At 68.7% G+C, this 21,430-nt stretch carries 21 protein-coding genes; 8 read left to right on the plus strand and 13 right to left on the minus strand.

The window, feature by feature from the left end; translation table 11 throughout:
• Positions 1-1,105: 1,105 nt before the first annotated feature.
• Positions 1,106-1,780 (minus strand): uridylate kinase, encoded by a 675-nt coding sequence (locus tag ACWEVO_RS01435; RefSeq protein ID WP_452305591.1) that lies wholly within the window; start codon positions 1,778-1,780, stop codon positions 1,106-1,108.
• 256 nt (positions 1,781-2,036) lie between these two features.
• Between ACWEVO_RS01435 and ACWEVO_RS01440 the strand changes: the two genes are divergently transcribed.
• The gene (locus ACWEVO_RS01440) at positions 2,037-2,609 is read left to right on the plus strand and encodes a GNAT family N-acetyltransferase (RefSeq protein WP_452305592.1); all 573 of its coding nucleotides are present in this window, start codon (positions 2,037-2,039) and stop codon (positions 2,607-2,609) included.
• Positions 2,610-2,714: 105 nt separating this feature from the next.
• Here the strand turns inward: ACWEVO_RS01440 and ACWEVO_RS01445 are convergent, their stop codons facing one another.
• Positions 2,715-3,446 (minus strand): carbon-nitrogen hydrolase family protein, encoded by a 732-nt coding sequence (locus tag ACWEVO_RS01445; RefSeq protein ID WP_452305593.1) that lies wholly within the window; start codon positions 3,444-3,446, stop codon positions 2,715-2,717.
• A 115-nt stretch (positions 3,447-3,561) separates the two neighbouring features.
• Between ACWEVO_RS01445 and ACWEVO_RS01450 the strand changes: the two genes are divergently transcribed.
• Both ACWEVO_RS01450 and ACWEVO_RS01455 read left to right on the plus strand, forming a co-directional pair.
• Positions 3,562-5,163 carry a DUF885 domain-containing protein gene (locus ACWEVO_RS01450; RefSeq protein WP_452305594.1) on the plus strand — a complete coding sequence of 534 codons (1,602 nt, stop codon included), beginning with the start codon at positions 3,562-3,564 and terminating at the stop codon, positions 5,161-5,163.
• Positions 5,164-5,291: 128 nt separating this feature from the next.
• On the plus strand, positions 5,292-6,056 hold the full coding sequence (locus ACWEVO_RS01455) for a phosphotransferase family protein (protein WP_452305595.1): 765 nt from the start codon (positions 5,292-5,294) through the stop codon (positions 6,054-6,056).
• Positions 6,057-6,740: 684 nt separating this feature from the next.
• Here the strand turns inward: ACWEVO_RS01455 and ACWEVO_RS01460 are convergent.
• The 4 genes from ACWEVO_RS01460 to ACWEVO_RS01475 form a co-directional block, all read right to left on the minus strand.
• Positions 6,741-7,145 carry a hypothetical protein gene (locus ACWEVO_RS01460; RefSeq protein WP_452305596.1) on the minus strand — a complete coding sequence of 135 codons (405 nt, stop codon included), beginning with the start codon at positions 7,143-7,145 and terminating at the stop codon, positions 6,741-6,743.
• Positions 7,146-7,576: 431 nt separating this feature from the next.
• Complete coding sequence (locus tag ACWEVO_RS01465; RefSeq protein ID WP_452305597.1) at positions 7,577-8,071, minus strand: GNAT family N-acetyltransferase; 495 nt, start codon at positions 8,069-8,071, stop codon at positions 7,577-7,579.
• Positions 8,072-8,150: 79 nt separating this feature from the next.
• A complete protein-coding gene (coaD, locus tag ACWEVO_RS01470) occupies positions 8,151-8,573 on the minus strand; it encodes a pantetheine-phosphate adenylyltransferase (protein WP_452305598.1) in 423 nt (140 codons plus the stop codon).
• A 56-nt stretch (positions 8,574-8,629) separates the two neighbouring features.
• Positions 8,630-9,163, minus strand: coding sequence for a DUF6817 domain-containing protein (locus ACWEVO_RS01475; RefSeq protein WP_452305599.1), 534 nt, complete (start codon positions 9,161-9,163; stop codon positions 8,630-8,632).
• A 349-nt stretch (positions 9,164-9,512) separates the two neighbouring features.
• Here ACWEVO_RS01475 and ACWEVO_RS01480 point away from each other — a divergent pair, with 349 nt between their 5' ends.
• Positions 9,513-9,950 (plus strand): VOC family protein, encoded by a 438-nt coding sequence (locus tag ACWEVO_RS01480; protein WP_452305600.1) that lies wholly within the window; start codon positions 9,513-9,515, stop codon positions 9,948-9,950.
• Between the two features lie 513 nt (positions 9,951-10,463).
• Here ACWEVO_RS01480 and ACWEVO_RS01485 read toward each other — a convergent pair.
• The 7 genes from ACWEVO_RS01485 to ACWEVO_RS01515 form a co-directional block, all read right to left on the minus strand.
• A complete protein-coding gene (locus ACWEVO_RS01485) occupies positions 10,464-12,260 on the minus strand; it encodes a helicase-associated domain-containing protein (RefSeq protein WP_452305601.1) in 1,797 nt (598 codons plus the stop codon).
• 237 nt (positions 12,261-12,497) lie between these two features.
• Positions 12,498-12,635 (minus strand): hypothetical protein, encoded by a 138-nt coding sequence (locus ACWEVO_RS01490; protein WP_452305602.1) that lies wholly within the window; start codon positions 12,633-12,635, stop codon positions 12,498-12,500.
• A 294-nt stretch (positions 12,636-12,929) separates the two neighbouring features.
• Positions 12,930-13,979: a CU044_5270 family protein gene (locus ACWEVO_RS01495; RefSeq protein WP_452305603.1), complete on the minus strand. Its 1,050-nt coding sequence runs from the start codon at positions 13,977-13,979 to the stop codon at positions 12,930-12,932.
• Positions 13,979-14,614, minus strand: a complete 636-nt coding sequence (locus tag ACWEVO_RS01500; RefSeq protein ID WP_452305604.1) for an RNA polymerase sigma factor — start codon at positions 14,612-14,614, stop codon at positions 13,979-13,981. The genes ACWEVO_RS01495 and ACWEVO_RS01500 overlap by 1 nt, the downstream gene beginning before the upstream one ends.
• A 222-nt stretch (positions 14,615-14,836) precedes the next feature.
• A complete protein-coding gene (locus ACWEVO_RS01505; RefSeq protein WP_452305605.1) occupies positions 14,837-15,091 on the minus strand; it encodes a hypothetical protein in 255 nt (84 codons plus the stop codon).
• 581 nt (positions 15,092-15,672) lie between these two features.
• Positions 15,673-16,569: a VOC family protein gene (locus tag ACWEVO_RS01510; protein ID WP_452305606.1), complete on the minus strand. Its 897-nt coding sequence runs from the start codon at positions 16,567-16,569 to the stop codon at positions 15,673-15,675.
• Positions 16,566-17,234: a class II aldolase/adducin family protein gene (locus tag ACWEVO_RS01515; RefSeq protein ID WP_452305607.1), complete on the minus strand. Its 669-nt coding sequence runs from the start codon at positions 17,232-17,234 to the stop codon at positions 16,566-16,568. The genes ACWEVO_RS01510 and ACWEVO_RS01515 overlap by 4 nt, the downstream gene beginning before the upstream one ends.
• 112 nt (positions 17,235-17,346) lie before the next feature.
• On the opposite strand from ACWEVO_RS01515, the gene ACWEVO_RS01520 reads away from it, so the two are divergent.
• The 4 genes from ACWEVO_RS01520 to ACWEVO_RS01535 all read left to right on the plus strand — a co-directional run bounded on the left by ACWEVO_RS01520 (position 17,347) and on the right by ACWEVO_RS01535 (position 21,402).
• A complete protein-coding gene (locus tag ACWEVO_RS01520) occupies positions 17,347-18,705 on the plus strand; it encodes an FCD domain-containing protein (RefSeq protein WP_452305608.1) in 1,359 nt (452 codons plus the stop codon).
• Between the two features lie 249 nt (positions 18,706-18,954).
• On the plus strand, positions 18,955-19,761 hold the full coding sequence (locus tag ACWEVO_RS01525) for an ABC transporter permease (protein ID WP_452305609.1): 807 nt from the start codon (positions 18,955-18,957) through the stop codon (positions 19,759-19,761).
• Positions 19,758-20,600 carry an ABC transporter permease gene (locus ACWEVO_RS01530; RefSeq protein ID WP_452305610.1) on the plus strand — a complete coding sequence of 281 codons (843 nt, stop codon included), beginning with the start codon at positions 19,758-19,760 and terminating at the stop codon, positions 20,598-20,600. Before ACWEVO_RS01525 ends, ACWEVO_RS01530 begins: the two co-directional genes overlap by 4 nt.
• Before the next feature lie 16 nt (positions 20,601-20,616).
• Positions 20,617-21,402, plus strand: a complete 786-nt coding sequence (locus ACWEVO_RS01535; RefSeq protein WP_452305611.1) for an ABC transporter ATP-binding protein — start codon at positions 20,617-20,619, stop codon at positions 21,400-21,402.
• Positions 21,403-21,430: the final 28 nt, after the last annotated feature.

Consider the following 21,430-nt stretch of genomic DNA (forward strand, 5'->3'; position numbering starts at 1 on the left):
TTGCGCATACCCAAGGCCAGGAACGCCTCGTTCGGCACCTCGGAGAAGGTGACGGTGGCGATCGGCTCGACGAGCTCGAACATGCGGTGGATCTTGGCCAGTGGGTGCCGCATGTCAGCATCTCCTTTGGTCGTGACCGCGCCCTCGTGGGCGGCCTCTCACACCGCTACGAACGACGCGGCCCGGATACGACAACTCCGGCCGACATCAATCCAGCCAAGATCGGCTTCACCCTCATGCCGCGAGCCGCGCGTTGCGCAGCGTGACTGAACGCCGGCGGGTCGCCGCTCAGTGCCGACGAGCGCCTCGTCGGCCTGAGCCGCTGGGCTCCGCTACGCCTGCTCAGCCGAAATGACTGCATTCAGGAAGGCGAGCACTTCGACATGGCCGGTCACGCAAGCGCCTGCTCACTCATATTCTTGGATGCCTTCGCCTGGCTCGAATGTCAGACTGCCGCAGTGGAGGGCTTTCGGTGTGCGAGCTGCGGTAACACGCTGAGCGTCCCAGTCCGCTTGGTGGAGCTGCCCGTGGGGCCGCACTGGTCGCTCCTGGATTGCCACCACGTGAACCCGCCGCTCCTCGACCCCGGCACTTATGCGATCGACGAGGCCGCGTATGGCCGTGATCAGGTCATCGGTACCTTCGTCCTTTCACCCGGCGACGTACGGGGGACACGCTTCGTCCACAACCTTGTGCACACGGGCTGCTGGTCCCTGGTGGGGTGGAACCCGTGTGTGGCTTGTGAAGGTTGCGGCGCCTTGGTCGCCTCCCGGACGGATGACTGCGAGGTGGCTCAGGAGACGCGCTTTTACCCAGCGATGGTCGTCCGGGAGCCGTGTGACGATGTGCCTGATCGCGCCACGGATCCTTTTGCGCTGATCGCAGACTGGGATAGCCCTGCGCCCGACACCAGAAAACACGGCTGGGTGCCCAGGCCCACCCGCCCTCGTCCCGAACTCGTTGCGACCCGCTGGGGCGGCCGAGGTGTGAAAGAGCAACTCTTTCGAGACGATCCGACAGCCTGACCGGCCGCCGACATCGGACCTCGGTGGTCGGCCCAAGGGATTGATGTGCGGTTCTCTCCGAGAGGTCGGCTCGACCACCGTCAGTGTGCTTGCGTCTCCCAGACCGGCTGCTGGGGATCGTCGTTGTGCACGACGATGTCGACGTGATCGGTCGGGCAGACCGTAGCGAAGTAGAACTGTTGGGAGGGGATGTAACGGCCGCGCCAGCGCCGTTCGACTTCGGCCCGAGATGACACCCGGCGCTCTCGGATCACGGCACGATCCACGGTCTTCTCGAGCGCGGTCGACACGAAAATGCGCAAATCCCACCGGTCAATCAGTTCCGGCCGCATGAGGAAGACGCCGTCGAAGACCAGCACGGCATCGACGGGAGCAGTCGTGACCGGCGGGGACAACGCGGTATCCGCAGTGCGGTCGTAGACCGCGTGCTGGAAGCGTCGATCTCCGCCCGGGCCGAGCGGATCGAGCAGAACCCGGTTCAGGGCGTCGTAGTCGTGGGTGTCGAAGTAGCAACCTTCGGCCGAGTACTCGCCGCGCGGGTAGCGCTGCGCCCGGGAAAAGAGGAAATCGTCAATCGTCGCGCGGATGACATCGCGGCCCTGTTCGCGCAAGACGACGGCCAGTTCGTCGGCGAGGGTGGTCTTGCCGGCGGCGGGCGGTCCGTCGATGGCAACCCGCGTCGGGTGTGCGACCGTGACGGATGCGACTGCCTCAGCCAGGCGGCCGAGCATCTCCTCGCGGGTGCTTTGGTTCATATCCGGCCCCTCTCAGTCTCGCGGAAGGTCGCCGTGCCGAGCCGACCTTAAGCGCGCAGCCTTCCACGCCCGGCCAGTTCCTCGAGTGAGCCCGATTGCCGCCGCATGCAAAGTGGTTGTGGTCGTGGCGCAGCCCGACTCATGCTGGCGCTGGTCGGTCCGTACAGCGTGACAGGTCATGCCGCACTGCGCGCGCTCATGCCGATCGTCGGGCACATCTTCCTGTCCGCTCACCGAGAGAGGCAACATGGCACTCATGCTCCTGCCCACCCCCACGCTGCACACCGCTCGCCTGCGACTGCGTCCCTTCGACGACGCGGACGCGAAGGGCCTCTTCGCGCTGCACAGCAGCGCCTACGTGCTGCGCTACTGGGACTCGCCGCCCTGGACCGAACCTGTGCGCGCCGAGCGGTTCATCACCGCGTGCCGGCAGATGGCCGAGGAAGGCACCGGGGCGCGGCTGGCCATCGACCGTGTCTCCGATGGGGCGTTCATCGGCTGGTGCAGTCTGACCCGGTGGAACCCGGACTACCGCAGCGCGTCGCTGGGCTACTGCTTCGACGATGCAGCGTGGGGCCACGGCTACGCGACGGAGGCCGCGCACGCTCTGCTGCAGTGGGCATACGACACGCTGGACCTGAATCGCGTCCAGGCCGAGACCGACACGCGCAACACCGCATCTGCCCGAGTGCTGGAGAAGCTCGGATTCGTGCGGGAAGGGACGCTGCGGGAAGACTGCGTCGTCAACGGCGAGGTCTCCGACTCGTGGGTGTACGGACTGATCAGGCGGGACTGGCGGCCGTCGCCCGAGCCGGCCCCCGCCCGCTGAGTCCTCGTCCCTGACGAGACGTGCCCCGGGCGCTCCGTAACGCTGATTTGATGGGCGGACGCGGTGCTCCCTCATGCCGTGGGCGGCGGGACGGTCGTCGGGGACTTACGACGGTTCGATCTCGATGGTGACCATGCCGGTCGTTCCCGTGCCGACTTGTGCCACCACCTGGCCGACCGGGTCGATCACGCACGTCGGGCCCAGCCCGATCCGGGACTCGTCACGTTCGCCGGTGACGTCGGCGGAGATCAGCCACATGCCCGTCTCCTGGACCCGTCGCGTGCGGATCTCGTTGTGCCGGTCCTGCCACCAGAACGCCTTCTCGCGGCGCATCATGTTCTGCGCCGGCACCAGCAGCACCTGCGCCCCACCCGCCGCCACCGCGGCCGCGGCTTGAGCGAACCGCGTGTCGTAGCAGATGTTGATGCCGAATCGCACACCCTCGTGGGTGAACACCGGGTAGGTGTCACCCGCGGTGAACACCGACTCTCCGCCGGTCAGGAAGGCCTTGCGATACCCGCCCACCGCCCGGCCACCCGCGATGACCAGCGCCGTGTTGTAGTACCGGCCCTGCCACCGCTCGATCATCCCGAGCACGAGCATCTGCCGGATGCCGGCCAGCCTTGCCAATACCGCAGCGAACTCCGGTGAACGCACGTCGAACGCGTGGCGGTGCACATGCTGGTCGGTGACCAGATATCCCTGCAGGAAGCACTCGGGGAACAGCAGCAGTTCCACGCCCGCCACGTCGGCCCGGTCCGCGAAGTCCTGGATGACGGTCACCGCCGCGTCCACGTCACCGAGGATCTCCGGGGTCTGGCAGGCACCGATCCGCACCACGCCAACCTACCGGTTCGCGCGGTGTTCGCTAACGTCCGTGGAGTCCGGCCCCGCCAACAGGTGAGGAGTTGCTCGCGCACGGCAAAGATCAACAACGACTAGCATCCTCGTCATGATCGAGGACTTCGCCAGCCGGCTCCTGCACGACGTGGCCCGCCTCGACCCCTGCGCGGCGGTGGTCGAGGTCGGCGAGCAGGACATCGACCGGCTCACCGACTACAGTCCGGACGGTCACCAGGCCCGCGCCGATCTCGCCGCCCGCGCTCTGCGCGAGCTCGCGGCCCTGCCCGCGACGAGCCCGCTGCACGCTCACCTCGCCGAACGGCTGCGTACCCGCATCGCCTTCCACGATGCCGGGGAGGACCTGCGCGAACTGCATGCGGCGGCCACCGGCCCCCTGCAGCTCATCCGCCAGTCCGTTGAGGCCGCGGTGCCCGGTCGCGACGTCGAGGGCGCCGCCTACGAGGATGGCTGGGCCCGCGTCGGCGCGCGCCAGGCCGCGATCCCCGCGGCCCTGGACGGGTACGCCGGCAGCCTCCTGCTCGCCGCCGAGCGCGGACACCTGCCGACGCGGCGCCAAGTGGAACTGGTGACACAGCGCTGCCAAAACTGGGTCGACGATGACCTCGCCCTGGTGGAGCGCTACGGCGAGGGGCCGCAGCGGGCGTCGTTGCAGGCCGCCGCGCAGGACGCGCGCGAGGCGTACCAGAGACTGGCCGCGATGCTGACCGCGGACCTGGCACCGCGGGCCCGCGGTGAGGAGGCTTTCGGGCCGCAGCGGTACGGCGTCTGGGTGCGAACCTTCCTCGCTGTCGAGCCGGATCTGCGCGAGCTCTACGAGTGGGGCTGGGACGAGTTCACCGCGATCGAGGCGGAACTGGTCGCGGAGGCGAAGGCCCTGGGCGGGAGCGTGCCCGAGGTGCTCGACCGGCTCGGCAGCCCCGACGCGCCAGGCACCCTGCACAGCCGGGACGCGTTCGGCGCGTGGCTGCAGGAGCTGCTGGAGGCGACCATCGAGCAGCTGCACGGCGTGCACTTCGACATCCCCGCGCCGCTGCGGCGCATCGAGTCCCGGGTGACAGTGTCGGGCGGTACCGCCTACACCGGGCCGTCGCAGGATCTGACGCGGCCGGGCCGGGTCTGGTGGTTTCTCCCCGACGGCCAGGCGAGCTTTCCCACCTTCTGGGCCTACAGCACCGCGTACCACGAGGGCGTTCCCGGCCATCACCTGCAGATCGGCCACGAGGCCTGCCAGGGAGGCCTCGGGCAGCGGCTGAACCTGCTCGGCGGACTCTCCGGCTGCCAGGAGGGCTGGGCGTTGTACGCCGAGCGGTTCATGGACGAGCTCGGGCTCTACGAGCAGCCGGGTGCACGGTTGGGATACCTGTTCATGCAGCTGCTGCGGGCGGCGCGGGTCGTCCTCGACATCGGCCTGCACCTGCGGCTGCCGGTGCCGTCCGGTGGCGGCGCACCCTGGACACCCGATGCGGCGCTGCAACTGCTGCGGGACCGCTGTCATCAAGGGCCCTACGCGTCCGGGGAACTCGCACGTTATCTGGGCCGGCCAGGGCAGGCGCTCACCTACAAGGTAGGGGAGCGGGTGTGGCTGGCCGGCCGCTCATCCTTCCCCGGCGACCGGCGAGCATTCCACCGCCGGGCGCTGGAAGTGGGCTCGCTGGGACTGGACCAGCTGACGGCGGCGCTTACCCGATAACCCCGCGTCGCTCATGCATAATGGTGAATCAAGCCGTGGACCGCGCCCGTAACCGGGTCTGATCTTCTTTGACATCCGGCCACTGGCAATGACGCGGACGTGGGCACGCAAATAACCCGGTGCCGTCGGTGGTCATCTCCGCCACACTGGCCGACGTGGAAGAGGTCGAGGTCGTCGTCGCCCACAACGAGCGCGCGACCCTGCGCGTCGGCGACGTGTTCCTGAAGATCGACGCTGACCAGGCGCGCACCGACGTCGAGGTCCAGGCAATGGCTATGGCGCCGATCCCCACTCCGGAGATCCTGTGGCGCAAGCCGCCCGTGCTCGCGCTCGCCGCCCTCCCCGGTACGGCACTCGGCCGTCTCGGCGAGCCGTCTCCCGCGTCTTCGGACGCGTGGGCCGCGGCCGGTGCCGCCGTACGGATGCTGCACGACGCGCCGTTGCCGCCATGGCCCGGTCGCCGCCTTGACGAGCTGGCGTCGCGCCTGGATCGTGAATGCGAGTTGCTCGTCACGAACGCCGTCCTTCCCGCCGACCTGGTCACGCGCAATCGCCAGGTTGCCGAGGCTGCGCTTCGACCGTGGACTCCGGTGTTCATGCACGGCGACCTGCAGATCACTCACGTGTTCGTCGACGGTGACGACATCACCGGCGTGATCGACTGGTCCGAGGCCGCCCAGGGCGATGCCCTGTACGACCTCGCCGTCCTGACGCTGGGACACGAGGAGCGCCTTGACGACGTGGTCGCCGGCTACGGCACCGATGTCGACCTGGACGTGATCCGCGGGTGGTGGTCGTGGCGAAGCCTGGTGGCGGTCCGCTGGCTGGCAGAACATGGCTTCGACCCGGCCGCGCCAGGCTGCGAGGTCGACGTGCTGAAAGCCCGGATGTGAGCCCGCGCGCCCGCCTGCCGCGAGTGCCGTGCGCGATCTGCGCGTGTTGGGGTGCCCTTCCGATCATGTCGGCGTGTGTGCGCCTCGGCGCTCGGTCAGGCCGTCGTTTCCGACCACAGTCAACGACGGCGCCGCGAGGCCCAGCGGGCCGCCGCCGGCAGCTACGCGGCCGACGAGGCTGGGGCACACAGAAGGCACAAGACCGCGTGAAATGTCAAGGAGCGACCAACGATGTGAGGCGCAGGACGGTCCTGGCCAGCGTGCCAGCCAGGCCGCGATGTACCGAAGCGAGCAGGCAACCAGCGAGCACGAGCGGACGACTGTCGACCCTGGCATCACCTCGGGCAGGCGAACCAAGCACGACCAAGAGCCCGAGTGGCGTACGGGAGGGCATGCCGGCTGCGGTCGGCGAGTTGGCGGTGGTCCCGGATGGCGCCTACTGCGCCTCCGGGGGTTGTGCGCTGGCTCCAGGATGGCCGGGCCTCCCTCTGCGGGGCCAGGTTCGTGGGCGGTTGCGGTAGGCCGTCCCACCCGACGACCCCGGACGAGCCGAGCACCGCCGGGGCCGCCAGCGGCCGTCGGCGCCCCAAGCCGTCTTGACGTGGCGGCCCCAACGGCGGCCGCTCCCACAAGGGCGGGTCGACGGCGACGGGATGGCGAAGCTCCGCCGGCTGGATCAACGCCTCACCAGTCGCGCCACTCGTCAGTCAGTTCCGCCCGGTCGATGTTTCGTCGGGAGGTCAGGCCATCGACATCGATGCCCGCGTCTGTCAGGACGTCGTCGATGTACTCACACAGATCCTCGCGCTCGCCCGTCTCGATCCTGCTGTCGTGTTCCTCATCGATCACGTTGAGAGCCATCACGATCCGCTCGACCGACGCGAAGATCTCGTCATCTGACGGTGACGAGAACGAACGTACGTCTGCTTCATAGGCGTCAAGAGCAGTATCGACAGCAGCGATGAATGCCTCCGGCCAGAGGGCCAGGGCGTAGGCGCCATCGTCATCCTCAGCAAGGGTTCCTGCGGCGATGCGGTGTCTCTGGTCCTGCACCTCGCGGCCCCACTTCGCGGTGGGTCGTGTGATCATGACGCGCAGGCTAGCGATGACGTCTGACAGCAATCGGAGTCGATCAGCTTGGGTGACCAACCGAGTGACCTTCGGTATGCACGCCGACGGACGAAATCGGACGACGGCCGACTGCCGCAGCAGGCAAGCAGCGGCTCACGTGGCCGCTCAAGGACCGCCGATCATTCTTTCGGGGCGAAGGGCAGGTCGCAGCGTGTAAACCCGTTATCGCATGATCCAGCGGTGGATGACGTGATGGAGGTGCAGGCAGGGCCTACTACCAGCGCAAACGGCAAGCCGGTAAGAGCCACCGAGAAGCACTACGCTGCTTGAAACGCCGCCCCGCCGACGTCGTCTACCGAGCCCTGCTCCACGGCGCCAACAGCTCGTCCGGGACTCCCTCTTGACACAGAGAGGCGCCGAAGAGATCACCGGCGCACCCAGTGGCTACGTCAGGTTGTCAGCAGCAGCCACGTATCTGGAGGAAGGTGCGGCTTGCCGGGAACAGCACGCCGTTCTTCGCGGTAGCCCCTTGGGCAGACCTCGACGGCGAGCCGGCGCCAGAAGCGGGCGGCACCTGGGTTTTCCTCCTGGAAGGCGATCTCCCAGTGTCCCGTATGTTTCGCGAAGAGTTGTCGGGCGGCGAGACTGCCGACGCCCGAGCGGCGCACGGCTCGCACGACGAAGAATTCGGAGATGTGCAGGGGCTGGGTCGCCAAGCCGGACACGAATGCGAAGCCCACCGGCCGGGTGTCCTGGCAGATGATGTAGCCGCAGCTGTCTGGGTCAGGGAGATAGCTCTGCAAGGGGCCAGAGGTGAACAGGCCCGTGTCGTCTGGCAGCATGCCCCGGAACTCAGACAGGTCGTGTCGGTACAGCTGCCATAGCCGTTCGATCAGGGGCAGGTCGGCGGGCCGAGTCGATCGAAGGGTGATAGGACTCGGCATGCCGTCATCGTGTCAGATCGACAGGACGTCCCGATCTGGGGCCCAGTGCTCGCTGCCGTCGCCGTGCCCGATGTGGCGGTCAGCTGCGTCGACGAGGGTCACCTCCCAGCGTGCGCACCGCAGTGGAGGACACCGCGGCCAGTTCGGGATGTGCAGGCAGGAAGACTGTGGGGATACCCAGCGACTCGTTCATCCCGGCGAGCTGGCCCTCGGTCTGAAGGTCGCTGCTGTTACGTACGCCGCGGATGATCACTCCTACGTCATGGCGACGGCAGTAGGTGGCGGTCAACCCGCGCCAGGCCGCAACGGTGACGGTGGTCCAGTCGGCCGGCAGGATGGCTCGAACAGCGGCGGCTCGCTCCTGTTCGTCGGCGCCCGGATGCTTGGCGCTGTTGACCGCGACGAGGACGACCACTTCGTCGAAGAGATTGCGTGCCCGGTTCACCACATTCAGATGCCCGGGAGTGAAGGGATCAAAGGTGCCGGGGTAGACGGCACGCACTCGTACGCGACTGGGGGTGGCTGCTAGCGACCGCGGCGCTGGCGATGGTTCGGGTGTCATGGCCGCAAGACCCGCTGCGCATCGCGGATGACCTGCTCGGAGGCCAGCGAGGCCCAGGAGGCGAACAGTTCCCGGAAGTAGGTACCGTGCCGGTCCGCCACCGCAGGGTCCTGCTCGATGACGTCCAGTTCGTTGACGATGCTCAAGTCCGTGAGCGACCGGAGTTGAGTCGCACTCGGCGTTCTCACCTGATCTGCGAAGCGGTCGTACACCTGGCCGGTCTCTGCCAGCTCCCGCCAACTGCGTTTGCGGTCGCAGGCGCCGTACAGATAGACGAGCTCCTCGGCGTCGGCGCCGGCGAGGTCCCGTAGGACAGCACGATCGGCCAGATCAAGCAGGGCGAGGTCGAACCCGTCGGTGCCGTAGACGGCGTGGGTAAGACCGGCGGCTTGGACTTCACTGCTGCAGCCGAGCGCGGCGAGTCGTTCGCTGACTCGACACAGGTGGGCGTACAGGTTGCCCCCGGGATGCGCGATCTGCTCAGCTCCATGCCGGCGGAGCCAGACCCGCACGCCTTCGTCGGTGCTCATGGCCCGACTGTAGGTACCGGCTGTCGGATTCGGTGGCGCCTGGGTGCGAGCGATATGTCACAGTGCGCGGATACGTCCGGCACGGGATCCGGTGGGGGATCCGGAATCGGTGTTCTCGTGCCCGCCGACAGCTGACGAATCCGCTAGAGGCCCTCAAGGTCAGTCAGAAGGTGAGTCAGACGGCCGGGTAACCCGCTCCTACATCCTGAGTGTCAGAAGGCGACCAAAGCAACAGCAATGATCAGCGGTCGACGACACGAGACTGCGCACTTGCCATGCAAGTGACGGTACGGCTCGGCGGTCGCGCATCAGCAGGGCGGCAGCCGAGCGCCCGGCGAATACTACTGCCATGAGCACACCTGCAGCCCTCGCGGACGTAATGATCACCCTTGGGGCCCGTGATCTTCCTAGACTCCGGGACTTCTACCGGGAACTCGGCTGGCCGCAGATCGTCGACGACGACGACTTCGCAGCTTTTGAACTGCGCGGCGTCGTCCTTGCGCTGTTTCCCATCGCTCAGCTCGCTCAGGACGGGAACACCGAACCAGACTCGAGCAGCGGCATCCGTTTCACTATCGGGATCATGGTCGACACCCCGGAGGAGGTCGATCAGTTGACCGAGCAGATGCGCAGCGTCGGCGCTCGGGTTACCAAGGAGCCCGTCGATGCCGAGTTCTTCACCGGCCGATCGGCCTACCTCTGCGATCCCGAAGGCAACTACTTCGAGATCACCTGGGCCGAACCGAACAACCCGATCACCTCGCGCCGTAATCAGAGACGCGAGTGACTGTCGGAGCCGATGCCAGCGGCCGTCTCCCGTCGCCCGGGCTGCCGGCAACCCCCGCACCGCCAGCAGCAGGCAGCCGGTGATGATCACACCCCACACGCTGAAGAAGGCCGCCGAAGACGCCACAGCGCCACACCGAGATCGCCACCCCGGTCAGCAAGGGCGTCGGCACCACCGCGATCTGCAACGCGCTCAACCGCGACGGCGACACCCTGCGCGAATACCCGGCTGGCGGCGGCCGCCAAAGAGCGTCCCACCGAACCCGTCCGTCGATCGCGGAACCGATGAACACGTCGCTTACCTCGTCGAACGTTGGCGGCAGGGCTGCGCCAACGCAGCCCACCTGACCATCGAACTGCGCGACCAGGGCTACCAGGGAGGCGAATGCAACACCACCGGCTGCTGCACACCCTGGCGCGCCAACGCCGTGCCGCCAGCCGGGCGTAGCGGGAGTCCTCGCCGCCACCGGCAATCGGCGATTCGGTTCTCTGGGTGTGAGTTGTCGTCAGCCCATCAGGCGCGGTGGCGGCGGGCCTTTTCGATGACATCCCGGCCATCGGCGTTCTGCTGGCGGGGCGCGTAGCCGGCTTTCCGCAGAGCGGCGATCGTGTCAGCCGTGTTGACTTGGCTGGCCAGAACGGTCGGGGCGAGCAGACGCAGATGGAGCTTCTCCAGCCGCTTGTCGGCGCAGATCTGCGCCAGCAGCGCGGTGTCGTCGCTGACCAGGGTGCTGGCCAGGGGCGCGACCCGTACCGACCCGTGTTGGCGAGCGACGTCGGCCAGCAGGTAGACCAGCGGTTGCGGCAGTGCGCCGTCGGCGATCTTCGTCAGGGCTCTGGTCAGACCTTGCTCGGTCCAGCCCGCGTCGTACGCGCCGCGAACCGTCGTCGGGCTGAACCGCCAGGTCGTCGCCGTGCCGCGGGATTCCACGACGGCGACAGCGTCGAGCAACTCCGCCAGTGCTGGAGCAGGTGTTCCCATCACCACAGCGGTTAGGTCGGCCTGCAGTCGAGCGCTGCGGGACACCTCACCAAGGTCGCCGACGGCCTTGGCGATGTCCTCGCCGTTCAGCAGGGCCTGCCCGGCAGGGCTGATCCCACCCGCGCCGAGGACCCCCAAGGTCACGGCCTCGTCCAGCAGGCCGCGCACCGTCGCAGCGCCGCCGAAAGCCAACGGCTGCCGCCACCACATCCACTGCGCCGCCTGCTCGAGGTCCGACGTCGCCCGGTCACCCAACAGCCGCAGCGCGTCCATCCGGGCATGCGTAGACCAGCCCTCGTCGTAGGCCGGCACCCACGGACCGCTCTGCGACGACGGCAGATAGCGCAGTTCACGCCACGCCTGCAGCATCACTGCCAGCCGGCGGTGCAGACCGAGGCTCAGCCAGCGGTCGTACGCGGCCGTCGGCATAACGCGTTCGTCGAGTTCGGCCAGTCCGGCCTCCTCGGCGACCGCCAGCAACAGCCGGACGGTAGAGACAGGCACGCCAAGCGTCCTCGCCGTCCGAGTCAGCTCGCGCACGCCAACACCGCCGGCCTTGACCGTGGCCAGCGGCTCACGCCCGGCCCCGTCCAGCAGCGCCGACAACAGCCCGGCCACGGCGATGCCCTGCGCCTGGGCGTCGCGGCGCACGGCCGCCGGGTCCGGCGTGTGCCAGGCCACTGACGGTTCCTGCGGCTGGAACGGCGCCCGGTAGTCCGCTCCTCGCACAGCGAGCGCGACCTGGCCCGCCAGCTGATAGTCCTCCCAGGTCACGCGGTAGATCAGCCCGTGTTCCTCGGCCCAGTCCAGTGGATGCACCTGACGGTAGCGGTTTGGATACCGGCTACGGTGCGCGATGCCGCTGCCGCCGTAGCGGCGGATCCGTCCGCCGTCCCGGTCAGCGTCCTCCAACGCTGTTCGCGTCGCTTTGGGCATCCGCTTGACGAGGCCATGCACGTTGTCCGCATCGAGGAAGAAGTTCGCTACCGCCTCCAGCAGGTCCGCCTTGCGGCCCTTCGGAGACAGCCCCAGGTTGCTCGCGACAACCTTCAGATCATCGGCGTTCAACACAGCGGCGAGCTGACCAGCCGACGGACCGACACCCAGGGGACAGGCGAAGACGTCGCCGAGGACGCTGTTCACCGCTAGCCGGCCCCGCAGCCGCACGACCAGCCCTGCGTCGGCGGCACGCTGCAGGTACGGCGTCGCGTCGGCGCCGACCAACGCTGACACCTCCGCCTCGGTGACCAGGCCACCCAACGCCGAGGCCGCCTCCAACACCTGCAGGGTCGGTAGGTCAAGGCCGGCGAGCTGATCATATGGACTCACGGCAGGGCTCCCAGGACATGCGGCGACGCCCTGAATCCAACCGCATGAACCGCATCCGCCTGACGCGACCCCGCCAGCCGCCAAACTCTGCGCCCAGCGAACTGGCCCGCCGCCGGTGGCCCGAAGCCCGGGCGATCTCTGACGCCGGATAAGAAGCAGCTGGCAGCGCCGTCACGGGGTGCGACGCGAACCACCGGCAAGGCTGCCCGAGCTGTGGCCGGAGCAGTATACGTGTCGCTACGCCCGTGCGGTGAGCACGTGGCCCGCACTCCTCGCCCCGAACTTCCGCCACTGCCGGTCGTCGAAAACGTCGCCGAGCAGTTCCCGGTGCGGCCGTTCGGGCTCCTTGATCCGGGCGGCGGAGTGCCGGCGCATGGCGGTGAGCTGGGCCGGCCCGAGCCGTGCGGGTGGCGTTCGAGCAGCTTGCAGCCGTCGCGTTGTGTGGCGTCGAGGTCGTCGGCGAGCCGCCAGCCGACGTCAACGGTGAGCCCGGAGGACATCCGTCGGGCCGCATCTGGCTGTCCATCGGCGCCACCAGGTTGCGGCCCTCGATGGTCCGATTCGTCGTAGACCTGGAGCTGTACGCCGCGACATCGGAGCAGTTCAGTCGGGGCCTGGACGGCATCCATCGTCCAGGCCCCGCCGATGCGGTGCGCCCGATGCTCGGCGTCAGCCGGTCTGGCCGGCCTTGTCGACGAACTTCGCCGCGACCCGGGTGATGGTGAACTGAACCTCACCCCGTTTGGTCCGAATGGGTCCCGTGGGCGACGTGAAGGTGTGGTCCTTGGCCGCGACGGAGCGGTACCCGACGAACTCGTGCGTACCTGCGTCCAGCAGGAGTTGCTCGGAGCGCCAGCCCTCCTGAATCCGACCGACCGCCACCACCGGCCGCCCGTTGACCATGACCGTTCCCGGCTCCTGCGTAGCCCCCGGAACCATGCCGATCGCCCGCCACAGCGCCGCCGCGACCCGCGGCGGGAGCACGTTGCCCTCCAAGATCATGGCGAGGCGGCCGAACAGAAGGCTGTCCATGTCATCCGACGGTTTGAAGTGCGTCGATACGCTGGCGGTCTCTTGCTGCAGTTGGCCGCGCACGGCATCCAGCAGCTTGCCCGGGTCGGTGGGCAGCGCGACCGCCTCGGGATAACCGTTGTCTTGCGTCCACGTGTCGAACTTGCCGGTGTCGGGGTTCCACTCGGCCATCTTCAAGCCGTCGACGCTGAGCCACACCTCGGTGATCTCGTTCTGCCGCTGGCCCTTGTCCTTGGCGATCGAACTCGGGTTGCTCTTGCGGTCCTTGACGTAGACCCACTGGTCCGGGCGGGGCGGCGTGTACGGTTGCGCGGCCGCGTACTGGGCGGCCAGCTCGAACGCGGGGGCCGTGGCGTGCTTCGGCGGTGGGTTCTGCGCCGCATGCTGCGGTGTGGTGTCAGTGAACAGGCTGTCAGCGGGCACGGCGCCGGTGTGCAGGGCCCCGGTACCGACCGCCACGGCGGCGACAGCGGCGGCCGCCAAGCCCGCGGTGGCGAAAAGGAGCCGCCGCTGCACCCGCCGGGCCGCCCCGACGGACTCGCGTTGGTCCCGCTGGATCTCGCTCATCAGAAACTCCTGGAGTTGGCGCTGGCGGCCGCCCGGTAGATCAACCTCCGCCAGTTCCGGCAGCAGCCGGGCCACCTCGTCACGGTCATCGCCGGCGGGCTGGTTCGGGGTCATGTCCATCAGATCTCCTGAACGAACCGGACCGCGTTGTCGCGGTCGACTGTTACCTGTCCGGGGCGGGCCGGCGGTTCCCGCCGCATCCGCTGGGGCTTCACAACACCCCCGGCGACGAGTGCGGTGAGCTTCCTGCGGGCCCGGGAGAGCCGGGAGCGGACCGTGCCCACCGGTACGTCCAGTGACGCCGCAGCCTGCGCGTAGTCCAGGCCCGACCAGACACACAACGCCAGCACCTCACGCTCGGCGCGCCGTAACGACCGCAGCGCCGCCACCACCCGGGTCAGCCGCTCGCGGTCGGCTAGCCGGGCGGTGACCCCCTCGGCGAAGTCCGGTTCCGGTTCGGCATCGGGTAACCGCGCCAGCGCACCCTCGTGGCGCCGCGCGGCCCGGCGCACGTTGCGCGCCACGTTGGTGGCGATGCCCAGCAGCCAGGGCCGCAGCGAGCCGGCCCCATCATCGATGTCGACCCGTTCGCGCAGCCGCCACGCCTCCAGGAACGTCAGCGACACCACGTCCTCCGCCGCCGACCAGTCACCGATCAGCCGGAAGGCATGGTTGTAGACGGCGCGCACGTGCGCGTCGAACAGTTCACGGAACGCCTCAGGATCCCCCTGGCGAACCCGATGGCGCACATTCATCTCCACACGTGATAACTGTCCGCGGCCCACGTCCCGGTTCCCGTCAGGCGCAGTGAAGGGCGCCACGACCCGCAGGGACCGGTTCTACCTGATGAACCGCGTCACCGGCGCGGCGGACGCATGGGTGAACTGTTGGAGCATCCAGTCGGGCTACCTGAAGTGCCGGGTACGCGGGCTGTGCTGGAGACGGCTGCCCGGTGGGGATGTCCGAGAAGGTGGAAGCTATTCGGCGACGCGTAGTACCAGGGATCCTGTTCCGCTGGTTCGCGTCGCGTTGATCGTCCAGCAACCGGCGGTGGGGAAGACCCAGCCGGTGCCCCACTCGTCGCCCGGCCGGTCCCAGTTGCTGCCGCCATGAGGCTCGGGACCCCAGACGGGCTTGACCACTCTTCCGTCGGGACCTGTGGCGCTGATCGCGAAGTCGCCACTGCCGGTCATGCGCCATACCACCTTGAGCTCCTTGCCAGCGGTCAGCACAGGCTCCGTTGGAAACGGCAACGCCCACAGCGTTGCGCCGTGACCGGTGCCCTGCAGGTCCGGGGGCGCACCGGGCCCGGACAGTCGGGCGGTCGGCGGACAACCCGAGGAGGTAGGCGGCGCAGGCTCTGCTGCCTGCTGTTGTCCAGTGACGGACGCCTGGGGTGAGGGTTCGGGTGGGGTGCCGGGTGTGGAGTCGCACCCGGCAACCACGATCACGGAGATCAGACCGAACCACCAGATTCGCATGGGCGAAGAACCCGAAGCCATAGGCGACCGTATCGCGGATCTGCTGAGAGGGTGGGCCCCAAGTCGTCAGCTGTGCCCGCTTCCCGGCCTGCCCGACCGCAACCGCAGCAGTCGGCCGGTCAGCGCGGTGCTACGCAACTGTGCGGGGTCGACCTCGATGTGGCGTCACTGCGTAGTGGCGCCTTCGGCCTGTCATTGCCGAAGGGCACTCTCGATGAGCTCGATTCGGCCCGTGATGACGCTTCCGTCGATCGGGTCCGAAGCGGAATGACCATGCCGGCCGGCGGCGGCGCGGTGAGTGGCCGCGCCGCCTCCGTACGCCTCGGGCGGGTTCAGTCCCAGGTGGCGTCATCCCTGGCCGGGATCTGGTACTGCGTGCTGACCCGCGCCTTGGGGCCGAGCCACATGTCGATGGCTCCCGGTCCGTCCGGGTCGAACCAGCGGGGTGTCCAGGCCGCGTCGTCCTCGATCCGCCGTACGCCGTACGAGTACTCGTAGGTCAGTCCCTCGGGCCCCTTGAAGTACAGGAAGATCGCGGTCGACTGCGGGTGGCGTCCCGGCCCCTGCTCGATCTCGACGCCCTTCTCCTCCAGGAAGTGCCAGTTGCGCATCACGTCGTCGATGCTCTCGACCTGGAAGTTGATGTGGCACAGACCGGGCCGGTCGCCGCGGAACACGGCCAGCTTGTGGTGGACGGGGTCGATGCGCATCAGGCACGCCGCGTCGGTCACCCAGTCGGAGACCTTGGCGTTGAAGTGGGTCGTCCAGAACCGGCCGGCCTCGTAGATGTCCGGTGCGTCCAGGCAGATGTGGCCGAACTCGGTGATGCCGGCAGTGCGGTGGAACTTGACCGGCGTCGGCCTCGCGGTCTGGCCCACCACGAGGTCGACACGGTTGCCGAACGGGTCCTCGAAGGCGACGTACTCGTGGACGCGGCGCGACTTCGCGCCTTCCTTGGAGCCGCGCTTGACGGTCAGGCCAGCCCGCTCCAGTTCGGTCTCCGCGTCGCTCAACGCGTCCAGGTCACGCAGGGTGAAACCTGAGCTGATCACGCCGGACTCTCCTGCCACGAAGGCCAGGCAGTGGTGCCGCTGGTCCGCGCGCAGGTACGCGATCCCGTCCGACTCCTCGACCAGTTCCAAGCCGACGATGTCGGTGGCGAAGTCCACCGCCGTGCGGAGGTCGGCCGCCCCCGACCGCACGTAGGCGATGTCCTTGAGTTCGATCATGATGCCTCCTCGCGGCTGAGATGCAGCCAGATCCGGTGGAGAAGCTCGGGCGCGACGTCGCGCCACGACTGTTGTTCGTCCTCGCTCAGCGGAACCGGTGTTCCGCATCCGGACGCGGTGGCGTTCATGACGGCGGAGGCTTCCAGCACCCACATGCGCGCAACCGCCTCGCCGATCGTGGCGCCGACGGTCACCGCGCCGTTGCCCCGCATGATCAGGGCGGGGGCGCTGCCGAGGGTGTCGGCCAGGGCCTTGGCGCTGTCCTCGTCGCGTACCAGGCGGGGATTGGGGTGTACGGGGACCTCCGGCCCGAGGAACGAGCCCTGGCCGTGTAGCGGCCGGATGGGTACGCCGGCGCTCGCCAGAGCGGTCGCCGTGGGGGGTTGTGCGCGGCAGATCGCGCCGACGTCCGGGCGGGCGACCGCGATCGCCTGGTGGATCCACGCTTCCCGAGGTGTGCCGGGGGTGAGGTCGGCGGCGTCGAGGTTCAGGGACTGGACGGCGTTCGGGCGCATGGTGGCGAGCGGGACCGGTGCCGTGATCAGCAGGGTGTGCGCCGAGGCGCGTGCTGAGACGTGGCCGAAGGCGCTGACCAGCGCGTGCCGGGCGAGCGCGCGGCCGGCCGCGGCGAGTTGTTCGGCGAGGTCGTCGTCGGGCTTGGTCACCATTCCTCCGTCTCGGAGCACGGCCGGCGCGGCCGGTCCCCCTAATCATGAGTATTCCTGTGTAGGAGGGTCAAGAGGTGGTGTTCTCTTCCTGCTCGCTATGCTGTCCGGCATGTCCCTGCCGCACGCGCTGCTCGGGGTTCTGGACGCGAGGCCGATGAACGGGTACGCGCTGGCGCAGTTCTTCGCCGGGGCGCAGAACTGGATCTGGGCGGCGCCACAGAGCCAGGTTTACGGCGCCCTGAAGAAGCTCGAGTCCGACGGGTTGATCGTCGGCACCGAGGCGGAGGGGCAGAACGGCCTCACCACCACGGTCTACTCGCTCACCCCGGAGGGCCGGGCCGCGCTCGTGGAATGGATCTCCACGCCGCACCCGCCGGCCCCTGTCCGGGATGCCTTCGCGCTGCAGGCGCTGCACTTCGACTCGATCGAACCGCAGGCGGCGATCGCGGTGGTCGACGCGTACGTCGCGCACCAGCGCAAACTCGTCGATGAGTGGTCGCAGCACCGCGACGCCCTCGCCGCGATGGACACGCCGCTGCTGCGTGAGCGACTGGAGGATCGGGACCCGGCCGAGCACAAGCGGATCGCTCGTCTCAAGGCGCACGTGTTCGACGGCCAGGTCGCCCAGGCTCAGGCCCGCGTCGACTGGGCGTTGCGGGCCGTGGAACTGCTGGGCGATCCGGACGCCGACCCGGCCGGCCGGGCCGAGCCGGTCGACGGGCCGACGCGGGGTGGTGCTGGGACGGGCGATCGCCGCACCGAACTTCCGAACGAGCGGATGTCGCGGGCGCAGGCGGTGGCCCAACTGCTGAGTGACCTGATCGCCAGCAAGCAGGTCAGCCCGGGTGACCGCCTGGGCACCAAGGAGGAGTTGCGCCAGCGGTACGGGGTGGCGGCCGGGACGTTGAACGAGACGATCCGACTGCTGGAGACCCGCGGCCTGATCGAGACGCGGCCCGGACCGGGTGGCGGCATCTTCGTGGCGGCCCAGCCCGCCCACATCCGGCTCAGCCACCTCATCCTGGGCCTGGGGGCCGACGCGCTGTCGGTGGTGGACACCCTTGAGATCCGCAACGCGCTCGAGGCGCCGATCGCGCTCAGCGCCATGCGCAACGCCCGAAGCCGCAGCATCGCCCGTCTGGAGAAGCTGGTCGCGGCCATGGGGGAGTGCGCGGACAATCCCGCCGAATACCTGCGGCGGAACTGGGATCTGCACCAGGCCATCGCCGAGCTGTCGACGAACCCTCTGCTGCGCACCATCTACATCTCGCTGCTGGGCGCCGCGCGGGAGGCGGTCCGGGAGGTCGTGCCGGACGAGGAGTTCCGGGCCTCCTTCCCGCGCAACCTGCAGGTGCACATCGATCTGGTCGTGGCCATCGCCTCCGGGGACCCGGTTCGGGTGGCCCGGGCGGTCGAGGCGCACGCTCCCGTGTCGATGTCGCTGTCCGAGCCGGCCGTGGCCTGGTAGCGACCCCCGCTCTCTGCTGCGCGCAAGAGGACGACCACGCCGAGCGAAAGCCGTCCTCGACTATTGCCTGTAACCCGCCTAATGAATATGGTGATTTCCTCGACGTGGCGAGGAGGTTACGTGACCGCGACACCCCCTGCACGACACGACCGGGCGGCAGGCCCGCCTCGTACGGCCACCCTGGGTGACCGGCGAGCCGATGCTGCCGCCCCGGTCGGTCCCGCGCCGACCCCTGCCGCGTCACCCGCCGTGCGGTCCTCCACCGGGGAGGACGGGACGCGGCGGTGGACGAACCGCCGCCACGTCCGGGGCGCAGTCGGGGTCCTCGCCACGCTCTGCGTGCTGCAGGTGCTCTCCTGGTCGGGCCTGATCCCCACCACGATGCTCCCGTCGGCCGCGCAGGTGCTGGCGGACACGGTGGGCCTGTTCGGCAACAGCGAGTTCCTGCTCGACGTGGCCCACACGATGGGGGCCTGGGCCCTCGGGCTGGCCATCGCCACGGCGATCGGCGTGCCGCTCGGTCTGCTGCTGGGTTCCCTCCGGGTGGCCTACGAGGTGTCGAGCGTCGTCGTCGAGTTCCTGCGTCCGATCCCCTCGGTGGCGCTGATCCCGCTGGCCATCCTCCTGTTCGGGCAGGGCACCGAGATGAAGGCGTCGCTGGCGATCTACGCGTGCGTCTGGCCGATCTTCTTCAACACCCTCTACGGGGTCCGCGACGTCAACCCCATCTCCAAGGAGACCGCCCGGACCTTCCGGCTCACGCCCGCCGCCATCCTGCGCCGGGTGGCCTTGCCGCATGCGGCACCGTTCATCCTCACCGGAGTCCGGATCTCGGCCGCGATCGCCCTGATCGTGACCATCAGCGCGGAACTGCTCGCCGGGTCCAGCGCGGGGATCGGGGCGTACGTGCTGCGCATCAGCTCCGGTGGCGGCAGCACCTCGATGGTGTTCGCGGGCACCGTCGTCGCCGGGGTTCTCGGCGTACTGGTGAACTCCGTCCTCCAGGCGGCGGAGCGCCGCCTGTTCCCCTGGAAGCACCTGGAGGCGGCAGCATGAGCGCCGCGACGCAAGCGGAGGCCGCCGGGCCGTCGATCGCCGTACGGTGGACGAGGTACCTGTCCCGGATCGCCCTGCGGTGGGTCGTGCTGGTCGCGCTCATCGGGAGCTGGCAGTTGGCGACGGTGAACCTCAGTTCGCCGTACTGGGTTCCGCCCTTCACCATCCTCGAACGGGTGGCGCAGCTGTGGCTGCCCAGTGGAGAGGGGATCCTCAGCACGAGCATGGCCCAGGACGTGCTGCCCAGCCTGGCCCGGATGCTCGTCGGATTCCTGCTCGCGATGGTCCTCGCGATCGCCGTGGGTGTCGCGATCGGGCTCAGCGACGCCTTCGGCGACTACGTCAACCCGATTCTGCAGTTCCTGCGGGCGGCCCCACCGCCGGCGCTGATCCCGGTGTTCCTGGTGGTGTTCGGCACCGGCGACCAGATGCGCATCTTCCTGATCGCCTTCGGCGCCGCGTGGCCCATCCTGCTGAACACGATCGAAGGGGTCCGCTCGATCGAGCCGATCAAGTACGAGACGAGCGAGGTGTTCCGGATACCGCTGCGGCTGCGGTTGACGCACATCGTTCTTCCGGGGGCGGCCGCCAAGATCCTCGCGGGAGTCCGGACCAGTCTGTCCATCGGTCTGATCCTCATGGTGATCTCCGAGATGGTCGCCAGTTCCAGCGGTATCGGGTTCCGGATCGTGCAGGCCCAGCGCTCCTTCGCCCTGGTCGACATGTGGGCGGGCATCCTGCTGCTGGCGATCCTCGGCTACCTGCTCAACCAGGTTCTCACCGTCGTCGAACGGCGCATCTTGCGCTGGCACCGGCTCGCCGGACACGAGACCTCCTGACCCGGAAGGCACCGCCATGCTCGTCGTCGAAAGCCTCTCGCACGCCTACGGGACGGGGGCGCACCGCCACCTGGCGTTGAAGGACATCAGCTTCAGCGTCAACGAAGGCGAACTCGTCTCCATCGTCGGACCATCCGGCTGCGGTAAGACCACCCTGCTGCGCGCGATGGCCGGTCTGATGCCCCCTACCGGCGGGCAGGTCCGGTTCCTCGGCGAACCCATCACCGGCGTCCCGGCCGGCCTGGCGATGGTGTTCCAGGACTACCGCGGTTCGCTCTTCCCGTGGCTGACCGTCGGGGACAACGTGCGCTTCCCCCTGCACACCGCCAAACTCTCCAAGGCGGAGGTCGCCGAGCGGGTCGGCGAGTCGTTGGCCGCCGTCGGCCTGACCAACTTCGAAGGCCGGTATCCGACCCAGTTGTCCGGCGGCATGCAGCAACGCGCGGCGATCGCGCGGGCGCTCGCGTACCGGCCGAAGATCCTGTTGATGGACGAGCCGTTCGCCTCGGTGGACGCCCAGACCCGCGAGGACCTCGAGGACCTGGTGCTGCAGGTGCGCGACCGGTTCAACATGACCATCCTGTTCGTCACCCATGACATCGACGAGAGCGTCTACCTGGCCGACCGGGTCGTCGTGCTCTCCAAGCCGCCGACGTACGTGCTGACCACCCTGGACATCGACCTGCCGCGTCCCCGCGACCAGATCGCGACCAAGGAACTGCCTGAATTCATCCATCTGCGCAGCGACGTCGCCCGCCTGATCCGGCGGCCGGAGACGAGCGAACTCGCCGCCACCTCGTAGGCACATCACCGGGTGGGCCTCGCGTCCT

This window comes from Micromonospora sp. NPDC003776, from assembly GCF_053605645.1.

Excerpts from the sequence above, each read along its gene's own strand:
- ACWEVO_RS01435 (WP_452305591.1), bottom strand. The coding sequence starts at position 1,780 with ATGAACCAAAGCACCCGCGAGGAGATGCTCGGCCGCCTGGCTGAGGCA.
- ACWEVO_RS01440 (WP_452305592.1), top strand. The coding sequence starts at position 2,037 with ATGCTCCTGCCCACCCCCACGCTGCACACCGCTCGCCTGCGACTGCGT.
- ACWEVO_RS01450 (WP_452305594.1), top strand. The coding sequence starts at position 3,562 with ATGATCGAGGACTTCGCCAGCCGGCTCCTGCACGACGTGGCCCGCCTC.
- ACWEVO_RS01460 (WP_452305596.1), bottom strand. The coding sequence starts at position 7,145 with ATGATCACACGACCCACCGCGAAGTGGGGCCGCGAGGTGCAGGACCAG.
- ACWEVO_RS01465 (WP_452305597.1), bottom strand. The coding sequence starts at position 8,071 with ATGCCGAGTCCTATCACCCTTCGATCGACTCGGCCCGCCGACCTGCCC.
- ACWEVO_RS01475 (WP_452305599.1), bottom strand. The coding sequence starts at position 9,163 with ATGAGCACCGACGAAGGCGTGCGGGTCTGGCTCCGCCGGCATGGAGCT.
- ACWEVO_RS01480 (WP_452305600.1), top strand. The coding sequence starts at position 9,513 with ATGAGCACACCTGCAGCCCTCGCGGACGTAATGATCACCCTTGGGGCC.
- ACWEVO_RS01490 (WP_452305602.1), bottom strand. The coding sequence starts at position 12,635 with ATGCGCCGGCACTCCGCCGCCCGGATCAAGGAGCCCGAACGGCCGCAC.
- ACWEVO_RS01495 (WP_452305603.1), bottom strand. The coding sequence starts at position 13,979 with ATGGACATGACCCCGAACCAGCCCGCCGGCGATGACCGTGACGAGGTG.
- ACWEVO_RS01500 (WP_452305604.1), bottom strand. The coding sequence starts at position 14,614 with ATGAATGTGCGCCATCGGGTTCGCCAGGGGGATCCTGAGGCGTTCCGT.
- ACWEVO_RS01510 (WP_452305606.1), bottom strand. The coding sequence starts at position 16,569 with ATGATCGAACTCAAGGACATCGCCTACGTGCGGTCGGGGGCGGCCGAC.
- ACWEVO_RS01520 (WP_452305608.1), top strand. The coding sequence starts at position 17,347 with ATGTCCCTGCCGCACGCGCTGCTCGGGGTTCTGGACGCGAGGCCGATG.
- ACWEVO_RS01530 (WP_452305610.1), top strand. The coding sequence starts at position 19,758 with ATGAGCGCCGCGACGCAAGCGGAGGCCGCCGGGCCGTCGATCGCCGTA.
- ACWEVO_RS01535 (WP_452305611.1), top strand. The coding sequence starts at position 20,617 with ATGCTCGTCGTCGAAAGCCTCTCGCACGCCTACGGGACGGGGGCGCAC.